Annotated in this window: 22 protein-coding genes and 3 tRNA genes; 7 read left to right on the top strand and 18 right to left on the bottom strand. The window is 66.9% G+C overall.

The annotated features are described in order from the left end of the window. Entirely contained in the window at nucleotides 1-615 is a 615-nt protein-coding gene (locus AAC997_RS08585; RefSeq protein WP_340645277.1) for a hypothetical protein, read from the bottom strand. Between the two features lie 74 nt (nucleotides 616-689). Between AAC997_RS08585 and recG the strand changes: the two genes are divergently transcribed. Then, nucleotides 690-2,765: an ATP-dependent DNA helicase RecG gene (recG, locus tag AAC997_RS08580; RefSeq protein WP_340645276.1), complete on the top strand. Its 2,076-nt coding sequence runs from the start codon at nucleotides 690-692 to the stop codon at nucleotides 2,763-2,765. Here recG and AAC997_RS08575 read toward each other — a convergent pair. From AAC997_RS08575 to kdsA, 4 genes are read right to left on the bottom strand one after another with little or no spacing between them, the layout of a single operon-like run. Continuing rightward, complete coding sequence (locus tag AAC997_RS08575; RefSeq protein ID WP_340645275.1) at nucleotides 2,762-3,946, bottom strand: DUF3089 domain-containing protein; 1,185 nt, start codon at nucleotides 3,944-3,946, stop codon at nucleotides 2,762-2,764. The two genes, recG and AAC997_RS08575, sit on opposite strands and share 4 nt — an antisense overlap. 3 nt (nucleotides 3,947-3,949) lie before the next feature. Further along, nucleotides 3,950-4,948 carry an ADP-glyceromanno-heptose 6-epimerase gene (rfaD, locus tag AAC997_RS08570; protein WP_340645274.1) on the bottom strand — a complete coding sequence of 333 codons (999 nt, stop codon included), beginning with the start codon at nucleotides 4,946-4,948 and terminating at the stop codon, nucleotides 3,950-3,952. Next, nucleotides 4,945-6,405, bottom strand: coding sequence for a D-glycero-beta-D-manno-heptose 1-phosphate adenylyltransferase (rfaE2, locus tag AAC997_RS08565; protein WP_340645273.1), 1,461 nt, complete (start codon nucleotides 6,403-6,405; stop codon nucleotides 4,945-4,947). The genes rfaD and rfaE2 overlap by 4 nt, the downstream gene beginning before the upstream one ends. After that, nucleotides 6,405-7,250 (bottom strand): 3-deoxy-8-phosphooctulonate synthase, encoded by an 846-nt coding sequence (gene kdsA / locus AAC997_RS08560; protein WP_340645272.1) that lies wholly within the window; start codon nucleotides 7,248-7,250, stop codon nucleotides 6,405-6,407. The genes rfaE2 and kdsA overlap by 1 nt, the downstream gene beginning before the upstream one ends. A 188-nt stretch (nucleotides 7,251-7,438) precedes the next feature. On the opposite strand from kdsA, the gene AAC997_RS08555 reads away from it, so the two are divergent. The 4 genes from AAC997_RS08555 to AAC997_RS08540 are packed head-to-tail and all read left to right on the top strand — an operon-like array spanning nucleotide 7,439 to nucleotide 11,064. Continuing rightward, entirely contained in the window at nucleotides 7,439-8,692 is a 1,254-nt protein-coding gene (locus AAC997_RS08555; protein ID WP_340645271.1) for a cyclopropane-fatty-acyl-phospholipid synthase family protein, read from the top strand. A 43-nt stretch (nucleotides 8,693-8,735) separates the two neighbouring features. Next, nucleotides 8,736-9,734 carry a cysteine synthase A gene (locus tag AAC997_RS08550; RefSeq protein WP_340645270.1) on the top strand — a complete coding sequence of 333 codons (999 nt, stop codon included), beginning with the start codon at nucleotides 8,736-8,738 and terminating at the stop codon, nucleotides 9,732-9,734. Next, nucleotides 9,731-10,567: a 3-mercaptopyruvate sulfurtransferase gene (gene sseA, locus AAC997_RS08545; RefSeq protein WP_340645269.1), complete on the top strand. Its 837-nt coding sequence runs from the start codon at nucleotides 9,731-9,733 to the stop codon at nucleotides 10,565-10,567. The genes AAC997_RS08550 and sseA overlap by 4 nt, the downstream gene beginning before the upstream one ends. Before the next feature lie 26 nt (nucleotides 10,568-10,593). Then, the gene (locus tag AAC997_RS08540) at nucleotides 10,594-11,064 is read left to right on the top strand and encodes a GNAT family N-acetyltransferase (protein ID WP_340645268.1); all 471 of its coding nucleotides are present in this window, start codon (nucleotides 10,594-10,596) and stop codon (nucleotides 11,062-11,064) included. Here AAC997_RS08540 and AAC997_RS08535 read toward each other — a convergent pair. Then, entirely contained in the window at nucleotides 11,061-12,335 is a 1,275-nt protein-coding gene (locus AAC997_RS08535) for a cytochrome P450 (protein WP_340645267.1), read from the bottom strand. The two genes, AAC997_RS08540 and AAC997_RS08535, sit on opposite strands and share 4 nt — an antisense overlap. A gap of 105 nt (nucleotides 12,336-12,440) precedes the next feature. Further along, entirely contained in the window at nucleotides 12,441-13,550 is a 1,110-nt protein-coding gene (locus AAC997_RS08530) for an amino acid ABC transporter substrate-binding protein (RefSeq protein ID WP_340645266.1), read from the bottom strand. Nucleotides 13,551-13,681: 131 nt separating this feature from the next. On the opposite strand from AAC997_RS08530, the gene metC reads away from it, so the two are divergent. Continuing rightward, the gene (gene metC, locus AAC997_RS08525) at nucleotides 13,682-14,845 is read left to right on the top strand and encodes a cystathionine beta-lyase (RefSeq protein ID WP_340645265.1); all 1,164 of its coding nucleotides are present in this window, start codon (nucleotides 13,682-13,684) and stop codon (nucleotides 14,843-14,845) included. Nucleotides 14,846-14,848: 3 nt separating this feature from the next. Here the strand turns inward: metC and AAC997_RS08520 are convergent. Beyond that, nucleotides 14,849-14,925 (bottom strand) — tRNA-Arg (locus tag AAC997_RS08520). 222 nt (nucleotides 14,926-15,147) lie between these two features. On the opposite strand from AAC997_RS08520, the gene AAC997_RS08515 reads away from it, so the two are divergent. Continuing rightward, nucleotides 15,148-15,705 (top strand): hypothetical protein, encoded by a 558-nt coding sequence (locus AAC997_RS08515; protein WP_340645264.1) that lies wholly within the window; start codon nucleotides 15,148-15,150, stop codon nucleotides 15,703-15,705. 18 nt (nucleotides 15,706-15,723) lie between these two features. On the opposite strand, the gene AAC997_RS08510 is transcribed toward AAC997_RS08515, so the two are convergent. From AAC997_RS08510 to AAC997_RS08465, 10 genes are all read right to left on the bottom strand, one after another. After that, a complete protein-coding gene (locus AAC997_RS08510) occupies nucleotides 15,724-16,029 on the bottom strand; it encodes an ETC complex I subunit (RefSeq protein ID WP_340645263.1) in 306 nt (101 codons plus the stop codon). Nucleotides 16,030-16,065: 36 nt separating this feature from the next. Next, nucleotides 16,066-16,142 (bottom strand) — tRNA-Pro (locus AAC997_RS08505). Between the two features lie 278 nt (nucleotides 16,143-16,420). Beyond that, nucleotides 16,421-16,858 carry a PaaI family thioesterase gene (locus AAC997_RS08500; RefSeq protein WP_340645262.1) on the bottom strand — a complete coding sequence of 146 codons (438 nt, stop codon included), beginning with the start codon at nucleotides 16,856-16,858 and terminating at the stop codon, nucleotides 16,421-16,423. Continuing rightward, entirely contained in the window at nucleotides 16,855-17,646 is a 792-nt protein-coding gene (locus tag AAC997_RS08495; RefSeq protein WP_340645261.1) for a glutaminyl-peptide cyclotransferase, read from the bottom strand. The genes AAC997_RS08500 and AAC997_RS08495 overlap by 4 nt, the downstream gene beginning before the upstream one ends. 76 nt (nucleotides 17,647-17,722) lie before the next feature. Continuing rightward, complete coding sequence (locus AAC997_RS08490) at nucleotides 17,723-18,358, bottom strand: cold-shock protein (RefSeq protein WP_340645260.1); 636 nt, start codon at nucleotides 18,356-18,358, stop codon at nucleotides 17,723-17,725. Between the two features lie 185 nt (nucleotides 18,359-18,543). After that, a tRNA-Glu gene (locus tag AAC997_RS08485) sits at nucleotides 18,544-18,618 on the bottom strand. Between the two features lie 92 nt (nucleotides 18,619-18,710). Continuing rightward, nucleotides 18,711-20,516, bottom strand: coding sequence for a single-stranded-DNA-specific exonuclease RecJ (gene recJ / locus AAC997_RS08480; RefSeq protein WP_340645259.1), 1,806 nt, complete (start codon nucleotides 20,514-20,516; stop codon nucleotides 18,711-18,713). Next, the gene (gene glpX, locus AAC997_RS08475) at nucleotides 20,516-21,469 is read right to left on the bottom strand and encodes a class II fructose-bisphosphatase (protein ID WP_340645258.1); all 954 of its coding nucleotides are present in this window, start codon (nucleotides 21,467-21,469) and stop codon (nucleotides 20,516-20,518) included. Before glpX ends, recJ begins: the two co-directional genes overlap by 1 nt. Before the next feature lie 51 nt (nucleotides 21,470-21,520). Next, the gene (locus AAC997_RS08470; protein ID WP_340645257.1) at nucleotides 21,521-22,810 is read right to left on the bottom strand and encodes a homoserine dehydrogenase; all 1,290 of its coding nucleotides are present in this window, start codon (nucleotides 22,808-22,810) and stop codon (nucleotides 21,521-21,523) included. Then, entirely contained in the window at nucleotides 22,807-24,027 is a 1,221-nt protein-coding gene (locus tag AAC997_RS08465; RefSeq protein ID WP_340645256.1) for an LL-diaminopimelate aminotransferase, read from the bottom strand. Before AAC997_RS08465 ends, AAC997_RS08470 begins: the two co-directional genes overlap by 4 nt. Nucleotides 24,028-24,119: the final 92 nt, after the last annotated feature.

Genomic DNA, 24,119 nt, shown 5'->3' with positions numbered 1-24,119 from the left:
TCAGTCGCCGCCGAACCAGTTGAAGGAGAGGTTCTTGAAGGGCGTGGAGCCGATCATCAGGCCCGTGCGAAGGATCGTCTCCTTGGCGCCTGGCCCCGTCGCGCGGGCGCGCTTCAGGGCGGCCATGTCGATGGTTCCGTCCAAGGTCACCTGGCCTAGAGTCACATCGGTTCCGGTGACCTGGATGTCGCCGCCGCCGATCCTGTAGCTGGTGGGCAGAATACGGGTTCGCTTGGCGTAGACCGTCTGGCCCAACTCGTTCTCGCTGGTGGCGCTGGAGGTGTCGGAGAATTCGAACATGACGGGCCCGGCAGGACCGGCCGTATCGCCGGCCTCCCATTTGGCGAACTCCGCCTCGTCCAGGATGGCGATGTTGTCGAGCTTCCAGGTTCCGCTCTTCACCTCGGTGTTGGGGATGTAGTAGCCGAACAGGTCCTCGCCCTTCGCATGGCTGAAACCGGTGACGGCGGAGTCCGGCGCCGGGGTGTCGGAGGCCGGTTCGACAGGAGCCACGGATGCGGGCCCAGGCGTCACGGTCTGGTTACCCGCCCCAGATTGCGGGTTGCAGCCGGCCATCAGCGCGCCCACAGCCGCCACGGTCCACAGATTGCGCATCGAAATCCCCCAAAGCATGGCGGGAGATCATCATGGGCGGCTCCGAGCGTCCAGCTTCGGGTTATGATCGCGCCATGCGGCCCGAGATTCTGTTTCCCCTCTACGCCCCGGTGACCACCCTGAAGGGTGTGGGCGCGCGGGTGGCGCCGCTGTTGGAGAAGCTGGCCGGCCCCATCGTGCGCGATGTGCTGTTCCTGGCGCCCCATTCCCTCGTTCGGCGGCGGCCCGCGACGGTGAACACCGCCATCGAGGGCGAGATACAGACCTTCACCATCGAGATCGACGAGCACCAGAAGCCGCGCAACCCGCAGCAGCCGTGGAAGATCCGCACCTTTGACGGGTCGGGGTTCCTGACCCTGGTCTATTTCGGCAGCTTCGGGCACGCGGTGGCCGAGAAGAACCCGGTGGGCGCCAAGCGGATCGTTTCGGGCAAGGTCGAGCGGTTCGGCTCGGAATGGCAGATCAGCCACCCCGACTACCTTGTCGCGCCGGAGAAGGCCGATGAGATCCCCGAGGTGGAGACGGTCTATCCCGCCACCGCCGGCCTGCCAGCCCGCACCGTGCGTAAGCTGGCCCTGCAGGCCCTGACCCAGGCCGCCGACCTGCCGGAGTGGCAGGATGCCGCCTGGCTGGCCAAGGGCGGCTTTCCCACCTGGAAGGAAGCGCTCCAACGTCTGCACGCCCCGGCCAGCGAAGGCGATCTGCTGCCGATGGCGGCCCATATCCGCAGGCTCGCCTATGACGAACTGCTGGCCCACCAGTTGGCCATGGCCCAGCGCAAGGCCGACCGGCGCGCCGAGCCAGCCGAGAAAATCCCGCCCGGCCCCAAGGCCGCCGCCATTGTGGCCGACCTGCCCTTCAAGCTGACCGGCGCCCAGGAGCGGGCCCTGGGCGACGTGCGGCGCGACTTCGCGGCGGGCGAACGGATGAGCCGGCTGCTGCAGGGCGATGTCGGGTCCGGCAAGACCGTCGTCGCCATGCTGGCCATGGCCGATGTGGCGGCCTCCGGCGCCCAGAGCGCCCTGATGGCGCCCACCGAGATCCTGGCCCGCCAGCACTACGAGACCCTGTCCGCCCCCCTCGCCGCCCACGGCATAACGACCGTGCTGCTGACGGGCCGCGACAAGGGCGCGGCACGGGCTGAGAAGCTGCGAGCCATCGCCAGCGGCGCGGTTCAGGTGGCGGTGGGCACCCACGCGCTCTTTCAAAATGAAGTGCATTTCCAGGCGCTCCAATTGGCCGTCGTGGACGAGCAACACCGTTTCGGGGTGGCCCAGCGGCAACTGCTCCAGGCCAAGGGCCAGTCGGTCCATCTGCTGGCCATGTCGGCGACCCCAATCCCGCGCACCCTGGAACTGACGGTGTACGGCGACCTCGACGTCAGCCGCATCGACGAGAAGCCGCCGGGCCGCACCCCCGTGGCCACCCGCGCCGCCCCCATGACCCGGGTCGACGAGGTCGAGGCCCGGCTACGCGAGGCGGTCGCCGGCGGCGCCCAGGCCTTCTGGATCTGCCCCCTGGTTTCGGAGTCGGAGCTGGTGGACCTGAAAGCCGCCGAACAGCGGGCCATCGAGCTGCGCGCCACCATCGGCGACGGCGTCGGCCTGGTGCACGGCAAGATGACCGGGCCGGAGAAGGACGCCGTCATGGCCGACTTCGCCGACAACAGGATCAAGGTCCTGGTGGCAACGACGGTGGTGGAGGTGGGCGTCAACGTGCCCAACGCCACCATCATGGTCATCGAACAGGCCGAGCGCTTCGGCCTGGCCCAGCTGCATCAGCTTCGCGGCCGGGTGGGTCGCGGTCGACGGGAGAGTTCCTGCGTCCTGCTCTACGACCCGCCGCTGTCGGAAACCGCCCAGAGGCGGCTGGATATCCTGCGGCGCACCGACGACGGCTTCCAGATCGCCGAGACCGACCTGGAACTGCGCGGCGGCGGCGACGCGCTCGGCCTGCGCCAGAGCGGTTTCCCCGCCTACGTCTTCGCCGACCCCTTCGCCCACCGCGACCTGATCGCGGCGGCCGGCGACGACGCCCGGATGATCATCGGGCGCGATCCGGAGCTCACCAGCGAGCGCGGCAGGGCGCTGCGGGTGCTGCAAGAACTGTTCGACTGGCGGGCGAGTTCGCCGTTGAAGGATGCGGGCTAGCGGTCAATCTGGTGAACCGCCGAGCCCTTCACGGCCCGCACCTTGGTGATCGGCGGCGCGGGGGGCGAAAACTCGGGGCTTGAGGTCAACGCCACCACTCTTCCCTTCGCGTCGGCCTCCAGGTCACCGTAGAAAAGGTTGTAGCCGGGGACCTTGCGCTTGTCGGCCCAGGAGCCGGTGTTCTTCAGCATCTTGGGTTTGGGTCGCGAAACCCGCAGGATGCCATCTTCGCACTTTGCCGAGACCTGCCGTGTCAGGAAGGCCGGGCGAGCCCCCCATTCCAGGCCGGTGGCGTTAGCCGCCCCCAGGTTGAGCTTCGCGGGGGCCGCGGCGTTGCTGGTCGCACCCAGCAGGGGATTGAAGCACAGGGGCGTGCGGCCGGAGATGTTTCCCAACTCGCCGTTGGCGTCCCAGACCAGGGACCGGTCTTTCAGGGCCTGGACCCGCTCGCTGTCGTGCTCGAACGCAGACGCCCAAGCCGCCAGGCAACCCGCCTCCCGAGGGCGGACACAGGGTGTCAGCGGCGGCGCGCCGGCCGGCACCACGGTCTCGATCAGATAGGCCGCCACCAGGCGTGCCCGGACGGCGGGATCGCGGGCGATCTCATCGGCGATCAGGCGTGAGGCCAGGGTCCCGCCCTGCTCCACTCCGACCACGATGAAGGGGCGGCCCTTGTTGTCGGCGATCATGTACTCCCGAAAGGCGGCCAGCACGTCGCCATAGGCGAAGCGCCGGGCGTCGCGGGCGTCCTCGCGCAAGGTCAGCAGGGTGTAGAGGCTGGCCTGACGGTAGCGTGGCGCGAACAGCCGACCGACGCGAACGAACGGCCCGGCATAGTTCGGCGCCACGACGCGGCGGAAGAACTTGTCGGCCTGGACGTCGTCGATGGGCCCATTCCAGTCCTGTCCGCCGTCGTAGCTGGTAGGGCCGATGAAGAAGACATCGGCGGGCGGATCGGCGGCGGTCCACACGTCCGGGTGGGCCGGCAGTAGCGCCCAGGCGGCACGCTGGCGGTAGTCGGGCGTGGGCGGCGGCTCGTAGGTCTGGAAGGGTTCCTTGGGGTCCAGGGCGTTGCTGGCGATGTCATCGCGCCAGACGAAGGCGGCCATGACCACCAGGGCCAGCAAGGTCGCCACCGCCGCGCTCACCGCCCGCTTGAAGCCCTTGGGACGCTCCGCCATCGACTACCTGTAGGGATCTGGCTGGGACAGGTAGGTCTGCACGTAGTCGGTGATGCCATCCTCAAGGGCGGTCATCGGCTGGTTGAACCCGGCGGCCTTGAGGCGGTCCATCCTGGCCTCCGTGAAGTACTGGTACTTGTCACGGATCGCCGGCGGCATGGGGGTGTATTCGATCTGAACCGGTTTTCCGGCGGCGGTGAACACAGCCTTGGCCATGTCCTCGAAGGTCCGCGCCTTGCCAGAGCCGAGGTTGTAGACCCCGTTCACCTGCTCCGAGCTGGCCAGCCAGGACACCACGTCGGCGACGTCGCGGACATAGACGAAGTCGCGGGTCTGGCCGCCGTCGGCCACGCCCTCGCGGTAAGACTTGAAAAGCTGCACAGCGTGGCCGCCCGCCACCTTGGGCCAGATCTGCGACGCCACCGACTTCATCGAGTGCTTATGCTCCTCGTTGGGGCCGTAGACGTTGAAGAACTTCAGGCCCACCCACTGCGGCGGCGCGTAATCGCGGGCCGCCTGACGGGCGGCGAAAAGGTCAAACAGCGCCTTGGACCAGCCATAGGTGTTCAGCGGCCGCAGGGCCGCCAGCGAGGCCAGGTCGTCCTTGTCGTCGAAGTCGTCCGTGTCGCCGTAGGTGGCCGCCGAGGAGGCGTAGATGAACCTTCGCTGCCGGTCGGCGCACCAGCGGAACAGGTCGCGGCTGAGGGTGAAGTTGTTGTGGATGATCTTGTCGGCGTCGGGCTCGGTGGTGGAGGAGATGGCGCCCATGTGGACGACGATCTCGATGTCGCGCCAGCGCTTCTCCAGCCATTCGAACATGGCCTCCGGCGCCACGAAGTCGCCAATGGGATGTTTGGCGATGTTCCGCCATTTGCCAAGCTCGGCCTCGCCCAGCCAGTCGCAGACCACCACGTCCAGGGTCGGATCCTCCGCCAGCTTGGCGGCGATATTGGAGCCGATGAAGCCGGCCCCACCGGTGACGAAGGCGATACGACGGGTCATGTCGGCTCCTTGGCGGTCATGCGGGCGATGGCGGCGGTGGTGGAATAGCCGTCGACGATCTGGGCCAGGCGCACCTCGCCACCCCAGGTCTTGACCAGGTCGCCGCCCACCACCTGGTCTTCCGAATAGTCGGCGCCCTTGATCAGCACCTCGGGACGCGCCGCCTCGATCAGCTTGATGGGGGTATCCTCGTCGAAGGGCACCACCAGGTCGACGGCCCCAAGGCCCGCCAGCACCATGGCCCGACCTTCGAGATCGTTGACCGGACGCCCCTCGCCCTTGAGCGCGGTGACCGAGCGGTCGGAGTTGAGGCCCACCACCAGCCGGTCGCACCAGGACCGGGCCTGGTTGAGATAGGTCACGTGGCCGCGATGCAGGATGTCGAAGCAGCCATTGGTGAAGCCGACCCGCAGACCCTTGGCCCGCCAGCGGGCGATCTCGTCGGCCATGCGCTGGGGGGTGACGATCTTGCCTTCGGCCGGGGCCATGTGGGCCGTCAACGAAGCCTCGATCAGTTCCTCGGGCAGGACCGTGGCGGTGCCCGCCTTGCCGACCGCGACGCCGGAGGCCAGCATGGCGAACTCGATCGCCTGTTCGACCGGCGTCCCGGCGGCCAGGGCCAGGCCAAGCGCCGCGATGGTGGTGTCGCCGGCCCCCGAGGCGTCGAACACATCGCGGGGCACGCCCGGGAAATGCTGGACGGCTTCGCCGCGCACGGCCAGCGAAATGCCCTTGGCCGCGCGGGTCACCAGGATCGCCTTGGCCTCGCACAGGTTCAGGGCGTGGGCGAGCGCCGCCTCGATCTCGGGATTGGTGCTGGTGGGCAGGCCGGTGGCGTAGGCCAGTTCGCCGGCGTTGGGCTTGATCACATCGACCTCGCCATAGCGCAGGAAGCTGCGAGCCTTGGAATCGACGATCACCATGCCGCCGGCTTCCCGGCAGGCGGCGATCACCGCGTCGGTGACCACGCCCTTGCCGTAGTCGGAGATCAGCACGACGCCCGCGCCCTTGGCCACATCGCGGACCGTGCGGACCAGGCGCTGTTCGACGTCGCCCACCGCCGGGATGCTGGCCTCGAGATCGACTCGCAGCAGTTGCTGACCACCGGAGACGAACCGGGTCTTGAGCGTGGTGGGTCGACCGGGATCGGTGACCAGGAAACCCTCGATACCGGTCTGGTCTCCAATCAACCGCAGGGCCTCGTGACCCTCGCTGTCGCCGCCAACCAGGCCCACCAGGGCGACGTCGCCGCCCAGGGCCGCCACGTTTCGCGCCACATTGCCCGCCCCGCCCAGCATCACCAGCTCGCGCTCGCGGGCCAGGACCGGGATGGGCGCCTCGGGCGAGACGCGGGTGACGTCACCGTAGACGAAGCGATCCACCATCAGGTCGCCGACACAGACGATCCGCGCGCCGGAGAGACGGGTCAGCAATTGCTGGAGGGTGGAAAGGTCCATCAGCGGGCCGCGTGCAGGGCCTTGAGGGTCTTCAGCAGCCCCTCGGCGCTATCCAGCGGCAGGCAGCTGGGGCCGTCACAGAGCGCCTTGTCCGGATCGTGGTGGAATTCCAGGAACACACCGTCGGCGCCGGCCGCCACCGCCGCCTTGGCGATGATCGGCACGCCTTCACGGCGGCCGCCGGTTGAGGCCCCGTTGGATTTCGGATTGGCGCCGGGCAGTTGCACCGCGTGGGTGGCGTCGATGGTCACGGGCGCGCCCAACTGCTTCATCTCCTCGATGCCGAGCATGTCGACCACCAGGTTGTTGTAGCCGAAGGAGACGCCCCGTTCGCACAGGATGACCAGGTCCTCGCCGATGGCTTCCTTGATCTTATCGAGGATGTTGCGGCAGTCCCAGGGGGCCAGGAACTGACCCTTCTTGACGTGCAGCAGGCCGCCGGCGGCCTGAGTGGCTCGGGCCGCGGCGACCACCAGATCGGTCTGGCGGCAGAGGAAGGCCGGGATCTGCACCAAATCCGCGACCTCTGTGACGGCCTCCACCTGATCCAACTCGTGCAGGTCGGTGGCGATGGGCAGGTCGAACTCAGCCTTGATGGCCTTCAGCATCTTCAGGCCCTCGGTGATGCCGGGGCCTCGATAGCTATGGATCGAGGAGCGGTTCGCCTTGTCGAAGCTGGCCTTGAAGACATAGGGCAGGCCGAGTTCGCGGGTCACCTGTTTCAGGTGGCGGGCGGTGTCGCGGGCGAGCTCGATATCTTCCAGCACGTTCAGACCCGCGATAACCACCAGCGGTTGGCTGTCCCCGATCGAGATGTTCCACTTGTTCAGGGTCAGGATGGCCATGGACGGAACTCCGGATCGATCAAGGCTTTGCGATGGCGCCTAAGTGGCGCGCGGGCGTTGTCTTCACAAGTCCGAATTCGTCGGCTGCATCCGGGGCCAGAACATGGCCGTAGGTCCAGCAAGGGTTCTCGAATTTTCCCGACGCCAAACCAATGTTAGTATCCAGTTAGAGATCGGGAGTTGCAGCCATGACCCTGGCGCATGAATCATCCCTGACCGCCTTGGCGGCCTCACCTCGCGCCTTCCGGCGCCTGCCCGCCCTGGCCGACGTGCCCATCATATTCCGCAACGCCCTGCGGATGATGGCGCGCAACTGGATGGCCGGGGACCTGACCTTCGTCACTCCCAACGGGCACGAACTGCGGCTGGAGGGCGAACCCGGGCCCAAGGCGCGGATCATCGTGCGCGATTTCCGGTTCATCCGCAGGGCCCTGGCGGCCGGCGACATCGGCTTCGCGGAGGGCTACGCGGCCGGCGAATGGGACACCCCGGACCTGACCGCCGTGCTCAGCGTGTTCAGCTTGAACTTCGAAAACCTGCGCCGGGTGACCCAGGGCAATCCCGTCGTCGGGGTGTTCAACTTCGTCAGCCACGCCCTGAACAGCAATTCCCGCAGGGGTTCGAAGCGCAACATCCACGCCCACTACGACCTGGGCAACGACTTCTATTCCCGCTGGCTGGACCCCAGCATGACCTATTCCTCGGCGAAGTTCGCTCACCCTGGTCAAAGCCTGGAGGCGGCCCAGGCCAACAAATACCGGGCCTTGGCGCAGCAGATGGACCTGAAGCCTGGCCAGAGCGTGCTTGAGATCGGCTGCGGCTGGGGCGGATTCGCCGAGTACGCGGCCAAGGAGATCGGCGCCCAGGTCACGGGCATCACCATCTCCAAGGAGCAGTACGATTTCGCCGCCAGGCGGATGTTCGACCAGGGCTTGAATGATCGTGCGGAGATCAAGCTGATCGACTATCGCGACGTCGAGGGGACCTTCGATCGCGTGGCCTCGATCGAGATGTTCGAGGCCGTGGGCGAGCGCTACTGGCCGACCTATTTCAACAAGATCCACACCGTGCTGGCGCCCGGCGGCCGGGCCGGCCTGCAAATCATCACCATCCAGGAAGAGCTGTTCGAGGACTATCGTCGTCACGCTGACTTCATCCAGAAGTACATTTTCCCCGGCGGCATGTTGCCCTCGGAAAGCAAACTGAAGGCCGAGACCGACAAGGCGGGCCTGGTCTGGACGGGAATCTCGCGCTTCGGTCCGGATTATGCCGACACCTTGGCCCAATGGGCGCAACGGTTCGACGCTCGCTGGGATGACATCAAGGACTTCGGATTCGATGAGAAGTTCCGCAAGATCTGGCGGTTCTATCTCAGCTATTGCGACGCCGGGTTCCGCACCGGCCGCACCGATGTTGTGCAGCTTGGTCTCGTAAAGGCCTGATCGACCCCTGTTCGGACGCGCCAACGCCCCTTAAGTAGCGGGCATGACCGTCGCACACAGCGTCCTGGACGCCATCGGAAACACGCCGCTCATTCGCCTGGCCCGCGCCAGCGAGGCCACGGGCTGCGAAATCCTCGGCAAGGCCGAGTTCATGAATCCCGGCCAGTCCGTGAAGGACCGGGCGGCGCTCTACATCATGCGCGACGCCGAGCGGCGCGGCCTGCTGAAGCCCGGCGGGCGGATCGTGGAGGGCACGGCGGGGAACACCGGAATCGGCCTGGCCATGGTCGCCGCAGCCAGCGGCTACAAGACCACCATCGTCATCCCGCGCACCCAGAGCCAGGAGAAGAAGGACGCCATCCGGCTGCTGGGCGCCGAGCTGGTGGAGGTGGACGCGGTCCCCTACTCCAATCCCGACAACTATGTCCGCTATTCCGGGCGGTTGGCTGAGGAGCTTAACGCCAAGGAACCGGCCGGCGCGATCTGGGCCAACCAGTTCGACAACGTCGCCAACCGCCAGGCCCACGTCGAGACCACGGGCCCGGAAATCTGGGAACAGACCGGCGGCAAGGTGGACGGTTTCATTTGCGCCGTGGGCTCGGGCGGCACCCTGGCCGGAATCGCGCAAGCGCTCCGCGCCCGCAACCCGAAGGTCGCCATCGGCCTGGCCGATCCGCACGGCGCGGCGCTGTTCAGCTACTTCACCGACGGCGAACTGAAGTCGGAGGGGTCCTCGATCAGCGAAGGTATCGGCCAGGGGCGGATCACCGCCAACCTTGAAGACCTGAAGATCGACCACGCCTATCGCATCGGCGACGAGGAGATGCTGCTGGCGATCTACGACATGGTCGAGCACGAGGGCCTGGTGATGGGCGGCTCCACCGGCATCAATGTCGCCGGCGCCATCCGCATGGCCAAGGATCTCGGCCCCGGCCACACCATCGTGACCATCCTCTGTGATCAGGGTTCGCGGTATCAGAGCAAGATCTACAATCCAGACTTCCTCAAGGAGCGGGGCCTACCCCTCCCCGGCTGGCTATGACCGATCCCCTGGTTTCCACCGACTGGCTTGCCGTGCATCTGGGCGAGGTCCAGGTGGTGGACGCCACCTGGTTCATGCCGAGTGAGGGCCGCGAAGGCCACGCCGACTACCTGACCGCCCACATCCCCGGCGCGGTCTTCTTCGACATCGACGCCATCGCCGACAGGACCGTCGACCTGCCGCACATGCTGCCGACCGCGGAGGCCTTCGCCGACGCGGCCGGAGAGCTCGGACTGTCACGGGACGCCACGGTCGTGGCCTATGACAGCTTCGGCATCCGGTCTTCCGCCCGGGTCTGGTGGACCTTGCGGGTGATGGGGTTCGCCAAGGTCTTCGTCCTCGATGGCGGCTTCAAGAAATGGCTGGCCGAGGGACGCGCCACCGAGAGCGGACACGGCGCCCTACCCCAGACGACGCTTTCACCCAGCTTGGACGCAAGGTTGGTGCGTGACGTCGAGGCGGTAAAGAACCTGCTGCAATCCAAGGCCGCCCAACTGGTGGACGCCCGCGGCGCAGCCCGTTTCCGAGGCGAGGTCCCCGAGCCCCGCGCCGGCCTGCGCTCGGGCCATATGCCGGGCGCCCGCAATACCCCCTTCGACAGCCTGCTGAACCCCGACGGCACGATGAAGCCGGCCGAGGAGCTGCGCCCCCTGTTCACCGGGGCCAAGGTCGATCTCGGAGCCCCCATCGTCACCACCTGCGGGTCGGGCGTTACGGCCTCCGTGGTGGCCCTCGCCCTAGCTCGGCTGGGGCGGCGGGACGTGGCTGTCTATGATGGCTCCTGGACCGAGTGGGGAGGCAGGACGGATACGCGCGTCGTGACCGGTCCTTGAGGGTTCGGCTCGCCACTGAAGCAGACTTGCCACGGCTGCCGGAGATCGAGCTCTCTGCAGTTGACGCCTTCATCAACACCTCGATCCCACCGGGGCCGCTATCCACCGCGACCCCCGCCGAAGGATGGCGAGACGCCCTGAACCACGGCACCCTCTGGGTGGTCGATGGGGAACAGGGGACGCCGATCGGGTTCCTGGGCGCGCACCGCGAGGGTGGCGGCCTGCATATCCTTGAGTTCGACGTCGAGGCCGGTCATCAGGGCAAGGGGCTGGGCCGCCTGCTCCTTCGCCACGTCATCGACTGGGCTCGCGCCGAAGGCCTGTTCGAGCTGACTCTGACAACGTTCCGTAACATCGCTTGGAACGGCCCGTTCTACGCCAGGATGGGCTTCGCCGAGATTTCCGACGCCGACATGCCGTCGCATCTCGCCGAGACCCTGAAGGCCGAGCGCGCTCGCAACCTCGAGGAACGCTGCGCGATGCGCCTGATCCTCTAGTTCCGCGTCGGGATGATCACCGGCAGGGTCTCGTAGCCCTTCACGAACACAGAGTGGGTCCGTTGGGGCTCGCCCACCACCTCGATGGTGGGGAAACGGGCGAGGATTTCTTCCCAGATGATCTGTAGCTGCAACTCGGCCAGGCGGTTGCCGACGCAGCGATGGACGCCGAATCCGAAGGACAGGTGCTGTCGGGGCCGCTCGCGGTCGATGATGTAGTTGTCGGGATTGGCGATGACCTCGTCGTCGCGGTTGCCCGAGACGTACCACATGGCCACCCGGTCACCCTTCTTGATGGTCTTGCCGCCGATTTCGTAATCCTCCGTGGCGGTCCGCGCCATGTGGGCGAGCGGGGTCTGCCAGCGGATTGTCTCCGACACCATGGACGGGATCAGCGACGGATTTTCCCGCAGCTTCCGGTACTGAGCCGGGTTTTGGTTCAGGGCGTAGATCGAGCCGGAAATGGTGTTCCGGGTGGTGTCGTTGCCGCCGATGATCAGCAGGGTGACGTTGCCATGGTACTCGTGGGCGTCCATGTCCCGGGTGGCCGGGTTGTGGGCCAGCATGGAGATCATGTCGAACTGCGGTTCCACCGCGTCTTTCCGCGCGTTCCACATGTCGTCGAAGGCGTCGAAGCATTGGCCCAGCACTTCGCGCTTCTGCTCCCAGCTGTCGCACACGCCGTGGCCGGGCGGATTGGTCATCATGTCCGACCAGTAGGTCAGGTCACGCCGCCGCTCGAAGGGGAAGTCGAAGAGGGTGGCCAGGGTCATGGCCGTCAGTTCCTTCGACACCAGGTCCACCCAGTCGAAGGTTTCGCCGATCGGCAGTCCGTCGAGGATCGCCCCGGCGCGCTCGCGGATCACCGGAGCCATCAGGTGCAGATTGTTGGGCGCCACGGCCGGGCTGACCGCCTTGCGCTGCACATCGTGCTTGGGCGGGTCCATGGAGATGAAGCTGGGACGGACCGGCCGGCCTGCTGATTCGGCCTTGGATTCCAGGCTCTGCAGGACGATGCCGTCGGCCGAGGAGAACACCTGGTGATTGGTGTCGATGGCCATGATGTCGTTGTACTTGGTGATCGACCAGTAGGGGCCGTAGTCGCTCTCAGCCGTGTAGTGGATCGGGCTTTCCCGGCGCAGACGCTCGAATTGCGCCCACATGACATCGCTGGTGAACAGCTCGGACTGGGCCGGGTTGAGCTTGTCCAGCGGCAGGGCGTTGGCCTGCTGGCGGGCCTCGTGGCGGATATCGACGGAACCGTCGCTCATGGTCGTCTCTCCCTGACTGGAGGGCCTCTGGCGGGCCCACTCACCTGTCGTTGAGTTGATGACGCCGAACCGAACGCTGTATTGCAAGAACCATCTGACCCTGGGTCATCGCACCGGCGGCGGATAGTGCAACCCTGGCGCAGGGGCGTTCCACAGGGCGTTGAGGCCGCGTTCGAGCTTCAGGGGCGAGCCCTGCCCCAGATTGCGGCGGAACACCTCGTCATAGGCGCCCACCTGACGGATCTCCTGGAAGGCCCAGTCGGCCTTGAGCCCCAATAGCGGCCCGAGATCGCCCTCAACGCCAAGCAGGCGACGCACACGGATGTCGGTGGCGTCGTCACGGGCCTTGGCGACATTGTCCGAAGTCAGCTTCAATTCCTCCGCCACCATCAGGGCGTAGACGCTCCAGCGGACAATGTCGGTCCAGGCGGGATCGTCCTGGCGCACGACGGGTCCGAGCGGCTCCTTGGAGATAACCGTGGGCAGGATGACGTGGGCGTTGGGGTTGTTCATCAACGACCTGGCCGAGGCGAGCGCGGAGATATCGGCCGTGAAGGCGTCGCAGCCCTCTCCCTGATAGGTGTCACGGGCCTCAGCCTCGGAGGCCGCCACGACGGCGCGGTACTTCAGGCCCCGCGCCTTGAAGTACTCGGCGACGTTCTCCTCGCTGGCGGTCCCGGCCTGGACGCACACCCGCGCGCCGTTCAGTTCGTCGGCGGTGGCCAGCGCCAGGGCCTTGGGGGCCAGGAACCCCTGACCGTCGAAATAGGTCACCGCCGGGAAATCGAGGCCGGCGGCGTCCCTTGCCAAGGTCCAGGAGGTGTTTCGCGACAGGATGTCGATCTTGCCCGAGGACAGCGCTTTGAAGCGATCCTGCGCCTGGACGGCGGTGAAGCGCACCGCCTTGGCGTTCCCCAGCACGGCGGCGGCGACGGCGCGGCAGATTTCGACGTCGAACCCGTGCCAGGCGCCCTTGCCATCCGGGAAGGCGAAGCCGGCCAGGCCGGGGTGTACGCCGCAGGCTAGATAACCGCGAGCCCGGACCGCGGCCAGGGTTGGGCTGGCCTTTGAGCGCAAGACCTGGGTCGCCGGGTCCGTCGCCGCGGGAACCCCTGCCGGCGGCGCGGGGGGCGTCGAGGCCTTGTCGCCGCCACCGCAGGCGGCGAGGCCGAATACAATCGCGGCAGCGGCGGTTTGGCGGAGCGCCTTGATCACGGACCTCACTCAGGTTCCAGTTCAAAGAAGATAGAGAGCGTGTGCGGGTGAACCGGGTTCCACTCAACCCTCACCCGCTCTATGGGAGTGCGGGCATTGTCGCCCCTGTTCGTTCCGAGCCGTCAAGCCGCATGGCCGAAGAAACCCGCCTGATCCGCGCCGGCGCCGCGCCAAAGTCGCTGGCCAAGACCGTGGGACCGCCGATCCAGAAGGGCTCCACGGTCCTGCTGCCCAACGCCCGGGCGCTCTACGACGACGACAGCTTCATCACCTATGGCCGACAGGGTCTATCGGCCCACGACGCCTTGCGCGACGCCCTGACCGAGATGGAGGGGGCGGCAGGCGTCTGCCTCTATCCCTCCGGTCTCGCGGCGCTGACGGGCGCCATGCTCGCCGTCCTGAAGGGCGGCGACGAGATTCTGGTCGTCGACAACATCTACAAGCCCACCCGCCGTTTCTGCGACCATGTGTTGAAGCGGTTCGGTATCGCGGTCCGCTATTTCGATCCACGCCAGACACCCGAGGATCTGGTGGGCGGCGCGGGTGACGCCACCCGCCTGATCGTCATGGAGAGCCCGGGCTCCCTCTCCTTCGAGATGCAGGACCTGGCCGCCATCGCCCGACTGGCTCGCGCCCGGGGAATTCTGACCCTGGCCGACAACACCTGGGGGGCGGGCTACCTGATCAAGCCCCTGGTCCAGGGCGTGGACATCAGTGTCCAGGCCCTGACCAAGTACGTCGGCGGCCACTCGGACGTCTTCATGGGCTCGGCAGCCGCGACCGATCCGACCCTGGTGGGCGTGCTGGAAAACGGCGTCACCCACCTGGGCTGGGCGGTGGCGCCCGAGGACGCCTACCAGATGCTGCGCGGCCTGCGCACCCTGCCCACCCGCCTCGCGCGACAGGGGCAAAGCGGTCTCGCCATCGCCGCCTGGCTGCGCGACCAGCCCGAGGTGGCAGGTATCCTGCACCCGGCCCTGCCCGGATGTCCGGACCACGCGCTGTGGAGGCGCGACTATAGCGGCGCGTGCGGCCTGTTCGGGTTTGTCTTCAGGCCCTCGTCCGAAGCAGCTGTGAACGCCTTCCTCGACGAACTGGAGTTGTTCGGCCTGGGCTTTTCCTGGGGCGGCTTCGAGAGCCTGGCCATTTCCTGCGATCCCCAGCTCGGCACGCGCAAGTTCCGCCCCGACTACGGCGGGCCGTTGATGCGGCTGCACATCGGCTTGGAGAACGTCGACGACCTAATCGCGGATTTGCGGAAGGGCCTGGACGCCTTCAGCGCCGCGGGCGGCTAAGCCTGGCGCGCCCTGCAGGACTCGAACCTGCAACCGCCTGCTTAGAAGGCAGGTGCTCTATCCAGTTGAGCTAAGGGCGCATCGCTGAAGCGGACTAGCCGATAGGGCGTTGCGCCGGTGTTCGCAAGCCGTCCGGTCACCACTCCAATCAGCGATTTTCAGAGAAAGCCACGAGAGCCCAGGAACCAACCATGGTTAATCCGTATTAAGAAATCAGCGTGAGTACAAGACGTTGCGATTGTAGCTCTCACATCGCCATACGCCGTGGAAGCTCGCGATCTCTTACGTATTGGAGCCATGCCGTGAGAACTTCCATTCGCCTAATTACAGTCCTGGCGCTCGGTGCACTTGCCACTGGGTGCGCGACCAAACAAACCGCTCGACTGGACGCAACGGAAACATTGGCGTCTGCGCCGAATGTTCCACAAAACGCGAACATGATCACGGGTTTGACATCACTTGAGTACGGCGATCGCTACACCGCGACCAACCTGTTTGAGCGCGCCGTGGAGGCCCGTCCCTCCATGAGAAATCGGTTCAACCTCGCCGTCGCATACGAAAGAACCTTCCGTCGCCAGGAAGCTGCGGCGATCTACCGTGGTCTGGCGCAGGACGGGCAGTACGCGTATCTGAATGCGCGATCGATCCTGGCGGGTCCCAGCGCACCTGTTCGCCGGTTCAATGTGGCCGATGAAGCCAAAGCTCGCTTTGATCTGATTCAGAACAGCTATGCGGTTCGTCGCAATGTCTCGACGGCGCGGTCCGCCGAAGAGGCCGGAACGCCCGTTTCAGCGGTTGTCGGCACACGAACCGGTCGCATCTCGGACGCCGAAGCTCTGCGCCTCGACGGCATTTTGTAAACCCTGGAGCACCCTGGGCTAGTGGGTCCAGGGCTGCTTGCGGTTGAAGGCGAAGTTGTCGGCGTAGGCCTTGACGATGCGCTTGGCCGGCTTGGGGTCGAAGAGCTGGAAGGCGATGCCGTTGGTCTGGGCGTAGGCCACCGCGTCCTCGGAGGTATCGAAGGACAGGCGGATCTGGCCATCGGTGTCCCGGGTCTGGGTCCAGCCCATCAGGGGGTCCGACGCTCTGGCGTCTTCGGGCGCGAATTCCAGCAACCAGTCCTTGGTCTTGGCCTTGCCGGACTGCATGGCGTTCTTGGCCGGACGGTAGATGCGCGCGAGCATGTAGGATCCCTGGCGGTAAGTCGTTTTGGCCGGTGCTGGTCGGGGCGAGAGGATTCGAACCTCCGACCCTCTGGTCCCAAACCAGATGCGCTACCAGGCTGCGCTACACCCCGAAAAGCACCGGCGGGCGTGGGATATAAGGCTTTGGCCTTTCCCGCAAACGATAGGAGGCCGCAGGGCGCGATGGCTCGACCTTTACAGCCTGCGTCTGCTAAATCTGGCAGCGGGGGACGTGAATGCCAAAATCAAGATCTAAGTCCAAACGCGCGCGCCGCATGGAGATGCGCAAGCGCGCCCAGTTCCTCGATCGGCATGCCGAAAGCATCCGTCTGGCCCTGATCGGCGGCGGCGCGATCTTTCTGGCCACCCTCGTGGCCAAGGTCGCCTTGGGCTAGCTGGTCGGCGCCCGGCGGTGCATCAGCTTGAAGACGCCTGAGGCGCGGACCACGTCGTGCCCGCCCACATAGGCGCGCCCCTCCACGAAGGCCACGTCGCGGGTGGCGCGAGTCACTCTCGCATCGCCCATCACCCATTCTCCGATCCGGGCCATGTGCAGGAAATCCACCGACAGGTGGATGGTCACTGAGCGCGTCTGGGTCTCACGCCAGACGGCGGCGGCCAGCAGGCCGTCCAGAAAGGCGGTCAGCATGCCGCCGTGGACCAGGCCCAGGCCGTTGGCGTGCCGCTGCTCGGCGAAGAACGCCTGTTCGGTCAGGCCCTCCGGCTGCTGGGCGCGGTGATAATAGGGACCGTTGATCGTGGAGAAGTCGCCACGGCCGCTCGACTTGATGAACCCCTCGGGCGGAATGATCTGAGCGGGCTGCGTCATCGGGCGTCCTTCAGGGGCTTCAGCCCGATCTCATAGAGGTTCGGCCAGTACTTGCCGGTGACGAACAGGCGGTCGGTCTGCCGGTCATAGGCGATGCCGTTGGCCACGGCGTCGGGATCACGGCGCGACAGGGTCTCGGGCAGACCCGTCAAGTCGATCCAGCCCTTCACGGCGCCGGTCTTGGGATCGATACGGGCGATTCGGTTGGTCATCCAGACATTGGCCAGGACCTCCCCCTTCACCCACTCGATCTCGTTGAGGTTGGTGACCGGACGGCCTTCGGCGGTCACTCTCACCCGCCGGGTCTCCTGCAGGGTCTTGGGGTCCAGGAAGCGGAGGAACGCGGTGCCATCGCTCATGATCAGGCTCTTGCCGTCCTGGGTGAGCCCCCAGCCCTCCCCCCGATACTTGAAGGTCCCTTTGCGGGTGAAGGTCTTCAGGTCCCAGCGATAGCCGACCCCGTTCCGCCAGGTCAGGCTGACGATCTCCGCGCCCCAGTTGACGATGCCCTCGCCGAACTTGTCGGCGTCGGTTGTCACCGACTGCAGCACCACGCCGTCCTTCAGCCGGACCCTGCGGATCGAGGAAGCGCCCTCCATGCCGGTGCTTTCGAACATCACGCCGTCGAGGAAGAACAGACCCTCGGTGAACGCCCCGGTGTCGTGGGGATAGGTGGCGCGGATCTCGTAGCCCTGGACGGGCAACAGCGCGGCGGCAGGGCTTCCCACCATGACAGCGGCGAAGACCATCGCCGCGAGCCACAGGGGCTTGAGGGACAGAGACGACAAGCCGGGCTCCCAGGCTAGGACAGAGGCCTATCCTTTGCGGGAGGCTTACGGCGGAGGCAAGGCGGAGCTGTCAGGCTCAGGCCATCCCGATGGACTCCAGTTCCGCCACCACCAGACCCTTGGGCCCCTCGGCGAAGCGGACCATCACATCATCGCCGGGCTGCAGGTCCTCGATGCCGGAACGACGCAGGGTCTCTATGTGGACGAAGATGTCGCCGGGCTCCCCGTCGCGGACCACAAAGCCATAGCCCTTGGCGCGGTTGAACCACTTCACCTTGGCCCGTTCCAGCGGTCCATCCGAGTGGGGCGCCGGTCTGGCGCTGCGGGCGGGGAACCCACCGGTCTGCCGATCAAAGCCGCCGCCGTGGCGATCAAAGCTGTCGCGATCGCGGCGGAAGCCGTGGTCCTCGCGGGGTCGCCGTTCGGGGGCGGGCGGCGCCGAGCTCTCGTCCAGGTCCACCACCTCCGACACCTGCCAGCCCTTGGGCCGGCGGATCACGTCGCAGACGATGACGGCGCCCTCCAGGGCGTTCTCACGCCCGGAGTTCCTCAGCGACGTCACATGCAGGAGAACATCTTTCAGATCGGTCTGGCCAGGATCGTCGGGGACAATGAAGCCATAGCCCTTGCCCGCGTCGAACCACTTGATCCGCCCACTGATCCGCACGGCGTCTTCGTGCGCATCCACACCCTCAAATTCGTAACCAGACATTTGCCCCTCTGGCCCGATCTCCCAATCCCTACGGATACTGGCCAGTTATAACACTGTTCTCGTAACAGGAGAGCCGTCAATGGGGGTTTTTCACCCAAATGCACGCATTTGGTGTGTTTCTCGCGCTTTGCGCGATGGATTGGCGCCGAGCCCGTACCGGCTGCCCGCAGGAGGGCGGTTTCGCGTGGCAGTCCCTAGGGGAGTCGAACCCCTCTCTCCAGGTTGAAAACCTGGCGTCCTAACCGATAGACGAAGGGACCGCAGCGGCGAAGGGCGGCTCTATATCTGCGTTCCTGGGGGTGTGCAAGCGCACTCGCCACGACTTGTCGCAGTTCCCCCCAAAGCGCGGGTTTCAGCCGACACGGCGAAGGTCGGCGACATCCTCGATCTCCAGCTCGACACTGGACCGGCCCTGCCAATCGTCCGGCTTCAAGCGACCGACGATATGCAACCCGCCGCCCTCGGCCAGCAGGCGAGCGCCAATCTCGGTGCCCTCCGAACGCCACGCCACCGCCTTCAGCTTGCCGCCGGTGCGATCGGTCAAGGTGACCCGCACGTGGCCGCCCTTGAGCGCCATGGCCCGCTCCACGCGCACGTCGGAGAGCGCGAAGACCGGCTCGGGATTGCCGGGTCCGAAAGGGGCCATCCGCTGGAAACTTTCATAGAGCGCACGGTCGGCGCCGCGCGTGGTGATCAGGGCGTCGATGTCCAGGCCGTCCTCCGCCGCGGCGACCTGGCTCTCGTCGGCCAGACGCTCGCAGAGGAAGGCGCGAAGTTCGGGGATGGTGTCGGGCTTGACGCTGAGCCCCGCAGCCATGGCGTGGCCGCCGCCGGCGATCAGCAGGCCTTCCTCATAGGCGGCCTGGACGGCGCGGCCGAGGTTCACTCCCGGCTGGGATCGCCCCGAGCCCTTGCCCACATTGGCGGCCCGGTCGACGCCGATCACCATCACCGGCTTGCGGTAGCGTTCGCGCAGGCGTCCGGCCACGATGCCGATTACACCCGGGTGCCAGTCGTCGGCGGCCACCAGCAAAACCGGCAGGTCGGCCTGGTTGCTTTCACGCTCGATGATCTGAACAGCCTGCTCCAGCACCTCGCGCTCGACCTCCTTGCGCGAGGCGTTCAGCGCATCCAGTTCGGCGGCGAGATCGGCGGCCTCCCGGGGATCGTCGGTGGAGAGCAGGCGCGCGCCGAGATCAGCGCGCCCGATACGGCCCCCGGCGTTGATCCGCGGCCCCAGGACGAAGCCCACATGGAAGGCGGTGGCCGGCCCCTGGCTCTTGGCGACGTCCAGCAAAGCCTTGAGGCCCGGATTGCGCCAGCCGGACATCACCTTCAGGCCTTGCGAGGCCAGGGCACGGTTGAAGCCCACCAGCTGGGTGACGTCGCAGATGGCGCCCATGCAGGCCAGGTCCAGCCACTCGCGGATATCGGGCTCTGGGCGCGCGGCCGTGAACAGACCCTGCTTGCGCGCCTCGCGGTTCAGGGCGGCCATCAGGACGAAGGTGACCCCGGCGGCGGCCAACACCCCCTGCCCCGAACCGCAGCCGGGCCGATTGGGGTTCACCAGCGCGGTGGCCGGCGGAACCTCGTCGCCACGCATCAGGTGGTGATCGATCACCACCACCTCCAGGCCGATCTCGACGGCGTAGGTGACCGCCTCCATCGCCGCCGCGCCGCAGTCGACGGTGATCACCAGCTCGACCCCCTCGTCCCTCAGGCGGCGGAAGGCGGCGGGCGACGGGCCATAGCCCTCGGTGATGCGGTCGGGGACATAGATGCGCAGCGGCGCGCCCATGGCGCGGGTCCAGCGAACCAGCTGAGCGGCGCTGGAAGCGCCATCCACGTCATAGTCGGCGAACACCGCCATGGGGCGGCTTCTGGCCACCGCGTCCACCAGGATGGCCGCAGCCCTGTCCATGTCCATGAAGCTGGACGGATCGGGAAACAGGGCCTTGAGGGTCGGGTTCAGGTAGTGCTCTCCCTGGCCGTCCTCGACCCCACGGGAGGCGAGCGCGCGGGCCAGGGGTTCGGGCAGGCCCAGGGCCATCTCATGGCGGCGCACGGTCTCTGGATCGGCGGCCCGCTCACGCCACAGCCGACCGCTGAGCGACTTGGTGACGCCCAGATAGCCCGCCGGGGTTGAACCGTCGGCCATCACACCGGCCGTTTCATCCGCACTTCGCGCACCGTCTGGGTGGCGGAGTTCATGACGATGGTGTGGGTGTGGACGAAGCCGTCCTCATAGTGGACGCCGTCCAGCAAGGCCCCGTTGGTGACACCGGTGGCGGCGAAGATCGCGTCGGCGCGGACCATCTCGTGCAGGTCGTACTTGCGGTCGAAGTCGGTGATGCCGATGCGCTTGGCGCGGGCCTTCTCGTCGGCGTTGCGGAACACCAGCCGACCCTGGAACTGGCCGCCGACACACTTCAGCGCCGCGCAGGCCAACACGCCCTCCGGCGCCCCGCCCTGGCCGAGATAGAGGTCCACGCCCGTCGAGGGATCGGCGGTGTTCATGACCCCGGCGACATCGCCGTCCGTGATCAGATAGATGCGCGCGGCCACTGAGCGGACGCTGGCGATGATTTCGGCATGCCTGGGGCGGTCCAGGATGCAGACCGTGATCTCGCTGGGATCAACGCCCTTGGCCTCGGCCAGGTCCTCGACGTTCTGGGCCGGGGTCTTGTCGAGGTCGATGATGCCGGGCGGATAGCCCGGCCCGCAGGCGATCTTGTCCATATAGGTGTCGGGCGCGTTCAGCAGGGTGCCCTTTGGCGCCCAGGCCATGACCGCCAGCGCATTGGACATCGCCTTGGCGGTGAGAGTCGTGCCCTCCAGCGGGTCCAGGGCGATATCGATCTTGGGGCCTTTGCCGCGTCCGACCTTCTCGCCGATGTAGAGCATCGGGGCTTCGTCGCGCTCGCCTTCGCCGATCACGATCTCGCCGTCGATGTCCAGGTCGTTCAGGGCCGTGCGCATGGCGTCGACCGCCGCCTGGTCCGCCGCCATCTCGTCGCCGCGGCCCACCAGCTTCCAGGCGGCGATGGCGGCGATCTCGGTCACCCGAACAGCGTCGATAACCAAACCGCGATCAAGGACTTCGGAACTCATGAACACGTCTCCTGCCGGAATCCGGCATAGCCGGGGACTATCGTGAGATTCTCAGATGCGCGCGATGCGCAAGAGGCGCGGTCTCTCCAGCACTGAGGGCAGATTCGCGATGCGGTCGATCGCCGCCGTCAGGACCGATTCGGCCACCGCGTGGGTGGTGAGCACGATGGGCACGCCGTCGGCGTTCTCCACGGGCTTCTGCAGGAAGCTCTCGATGGACACCCCGGCCTCGGCCAGGGTCTCGGACACCGCGGCGATGACGCCGGGCTCGTCCTTGACCAGGAAGCGGAGATAGGCGCGGCCCATGCTTTTGGACGGGTCGACGGGCGTGAAGGGCTTCAGCTCGCCGGCCGGCCTCTGGAAGACCGGACGCACCGCGCCGGTCATCACGTCGGCGATGTCGGCGGCCACGGCGGCGGCCGTGGGGCCGGCTCCCGCGCCGGGGCCCTGGATGTAGATGGTGCCGATCCGGGCGCCCTCGATGAAGAGGGCGTTCAGCGCCCCGCCGGCCTGGGCCAGGGGGTGGTTGATCGGCGCCAGCGACGGATGCACCCGCACCAGCACCCCATCGGGCGAGCGATCGGCCGAGGCCACCAGCTTGACCCGGTAGCCCAGGTCCCGGGCCAGCTTGATGTCCAGCAGTTCGATACCGTCAATGCCCTCGATCTCCGCGGCGGCGTAGGTGGGCGCGCAGCCGAAGGCCAGGGCCGCCAGGATCGAGATCTTGTGAGCGGCGTCAAAGCCGCCGACATCCATGGTCGGATCGGCCTCGGCATAGCCCAGCCGCTGTGCCTCTGCCAGGACCTCGGCGAACGCCCGGCCGCCGGAATCCATCTCGGTCAGGATGTAGTTGCAGGTGCCGTTGAGGATACCGGCGACGGACTTGATGTCGTCTCCGACCATGGCCTCGCGCAGCATCTTCACCGCCGGGGTGCCGCCCATGACGGCGGCTTCGAACAGCAGCGGGACGCCCTTGGCCTCGGCCAGCTTGGCCAGTTCCGCGCCATGCTCGGCGATCAAGGCCTTGTTGGCGGTGACCACGGGCTTGCCGGCGTTGAGCGCCGCCTCCACCGCGGCCTTGGCGGGGCCGTCGGAGCCGCCGATCAGTTCCACGAACAGGTCGTTGTCGGGCGAGGCCGCCAACGCCACCGGATCGTCGAACCAGGGCAGATTCGAGATGTCGAAGGGCCGGGACCGCGAGCGCGAGCGCGCCGAGACCCCGGTCACCACGGACTTTCCACCGGCCGGGGCGAAGCCCGGCCGTTCGGAGAGGAAGTTGAGCAGGCCGGCCCCGACGGTGCCGAGTCCTGCTATGCCGATACGCCAGACATCTTTGGTCATTGGGCCGCCAGGGTGTTGTGGGCCCGGCCGAGGATCTCTTCGGAATTGGCCAGGAACTTCTTCACGTTGCGCGCGGCTTGGCGAATGCGATGTTCGTTCTCCACCAGGCCGATGCGCACATAGCCCTCGCCGTACTCACCAAAGGCCACGCCCGGCGCGACGGCGATGCCGGCCTCCTCGATCAGCAGTTTGGCGAACAGCATGGAGCCGGCATCCTTGTACTGCTCGGGCAACGGCGCCCAGGCGAACATCGAGGCGGGTGGCGCGGGGATATCCCAACCAGCCCGTTTCATGGAGGTCACCAGCGTATCGCGGCGACTCTTGTAGATGGCCCGGATCTCGTCGACGCAGTCCTGCGGGCCGTTCAGCGCCGCGGCGGCGGCCACCTGGATCGGGGTGTAGGCGCCGTAGTCCAGATAGGACTTCACGCGGGCCAGCGCCGCGCACATCCGCTCATTGCCCACCACCATGCCGACCCGCCAGCCGGCCATGGCGTAGGTCTTGGACAGCGAATTGACCTCGACGGCGAGGTCCTTGGCGCCGTCCACTTGGAGGATGGACGGCGGCGGGTTGTCGTCGAAATAGATCTCGGAGTAGGCGATGTCGGAGAGCACCAGCAGGTCGTGCTTCTTGGCCAGCGCCACGGCCTCCTTGTAGAAGTCCAGGTCCACCCACTGGGCGGTCGGGTTGGACGGGTAGGACAGGATCAGCACGCTGGGGGCGGGGCTGGAGTGCCGCATGGCGGCGCTGACCCCAGACAGGTACGCCTCCGGCGACGGCGCCGGCACATGGCGGATCACGCCGCCGGCCATGATGAAGCCGTAGGCGTGGATCGGATAGGCCGGGTTGGGGCACAGGATCACGTCGCCCGGCGCGGTGAGCGCCTGGGCCAGGTTGGCGAAGCCTTCCTTCGATCCCAGGGTGGCGATCACCTCGGTGTCGGGGTTCAGGGTCACGCCGAAGCGCTTCTTGTAGTAGCCGGCCATGGCCCGGCGCAGGCCGACAATGCCCTTGGAGGCGGAGTAACGCCCGGCCTTGGGGTCGCGGGCGGTCTCGATCAGCTTGTCGACGATATGCTTGGGCGTCGGCATGTCGGGATTGCCCATGCCGAAGTCGATGATGTCGACACCCTGGGCGCGCAGGCGCGCCTTGATGCGGTTCACTTCCTCGAAGACGTACGGGGGAAGGCGTCGGATACGGTGGAATTCAGGGGTCATGTTGAGCTCGGGCCGCGGGCCTCGCGGCGGTAGGGAGCTGAAATCGCACATGGCGGGTCCCGGTGCGGGGCTTCGCCAAGCAGGTTCAAGGT

The sequence above is a fragment of the Phenylobacterium sp. genome, assembly GCF_037968635.1.
Taxonomy (GTDB): domain Bacteria; phylum Pseudomonadota; class Alphaproteobacteria; order Caulobacterales; family Caulobacteraceae; genus Phenylobacterium.
This window is presented reverse-complemented; position numbering and strand designations above follow the sequence as displayed.

Bases quoted from the DNA above. Each gene is read 5' to 3' on its own strand.
- AAC997_RS08585 (WP_340645277.1), bottom strand. From the start codon at position 615: ATGCGCAATCTGTGGACCGTGGCGGCTGTGGGCGCGCTGATGGCCGGC.
- recG (WP_340645276.1), top strand. From the start codon at position 690: ATGCGGCCCGAGATTCTGTTTCCCCTCTACGCCCCGGTGACCACCCTG.
- AAC997_RS08575 (WP_340645275.1), bottom strand. From the start codon at position 3,946: ATGGCGGAGCGTCCCAAGGGCTTCAAGCGGGCGGTGAGCGCGGCGGTG.
- rfaD (WP_340645274.1), bottom strand. From the start codon at position 4,948: ATGACCCGTCGTATCGCCTTCGTCACCGGTGGGGCCGGCTTCATCGGC.
- rfaE2 (WP_340645273.1), bottom strand. From the start codon at position 6,405: ATGGACCTTTCCACCCTCCAGCAATTGCTGACCCGTCTCTCCGGCGCG.
- kdsA (WP_340645272.1), bottom strand. From the start codon at position 7,250: ATGGCCATCCTGACCCTGAACAAGTGGAACATCTCGATCGGGGACAGC.
- AAC997_RS08555 (WP_340645271.1), top strand. From the start codon at position 7,439: ATGACCCTGGCGCATGAATCATCCCTGACCGCCTTGGCGGCCTCACCT.
- AAC997_RS08550 (WP_340645270.1), top strand. From the start codon at position 8,736: ATGACCGTCGCACACAGCGTCCTGGACGCCATCGGAAACACGCCGCTC.
- sseA (WP_340645269.1), top strand. From the start codon at position 9,731: ATGACCGATCCCCTGGTTTCCACCGACTGGCTTGCCGTGCATCTGGGC.
- AAC997_RS08535 (WP_340645267.1), bottom strand. From the start codon at position 12,335: ATGAGCGACGGTTCCGTCGATATCCGCCACGAGGCCCGCCAGCAGGCC.
- metC (WP_340645265.1), top strand. From the start codon at position 13,682: ATGGCCGAAGAAACCCGCCTGATCCGCGCCGGCGCCGCGCCAAAGTCG.
- AAC997_RS08510 (WP_340645263.1), bottom strand. From the start codon at position 16,029: ATGCTCGCGCGCATCTACCGTCCGGCCAAGAACGCCATGCAGTCCGGC.
- AAC997_RS08500 (WP_340645262.1), bottom strand. From the start codon at position 16,858: ATGACGCAGCCCGCTCAGATCATTCCGCCCGAGGGGTTCATCAAGTCG.
- AAC997_RS08490 (WP_340645260.1), bottom strand. From the start codon at position 18,358: ATGTCTGGTTACGAATTTGAGGGTGTGGATGCGCACGAAGACGCCGTG.
- recJ (WP_340645259.1), bottom strand. From the start codon at position 20,516: ATGGCCGACGGTTCAACCCCGGCGGGCTATCTGGGCGTCACCAAGTCG.
- glpX (WP_340645258.1), bottom strand. From the start codon at position 21,469: ATGAGTTCCGAAGTCCTTGATCGCGGTTTGGTTATCGACGCTGTTCGG.
- AAC997_RS08470 (WP_340645257.1), bottom strand. From the start codon at position 22,810: ATGACCAAAGATGTCTGGCGTATCGGCATAGCAGGACTCGGCACCGTC.
- AAC997_RS08465 (WP_340645256.1), bottom strand. From the start codon at position 24,027: ATGACCCCTGAATTCCACCGTATCCGACGCCTTCCCCCGTACGTCTTC.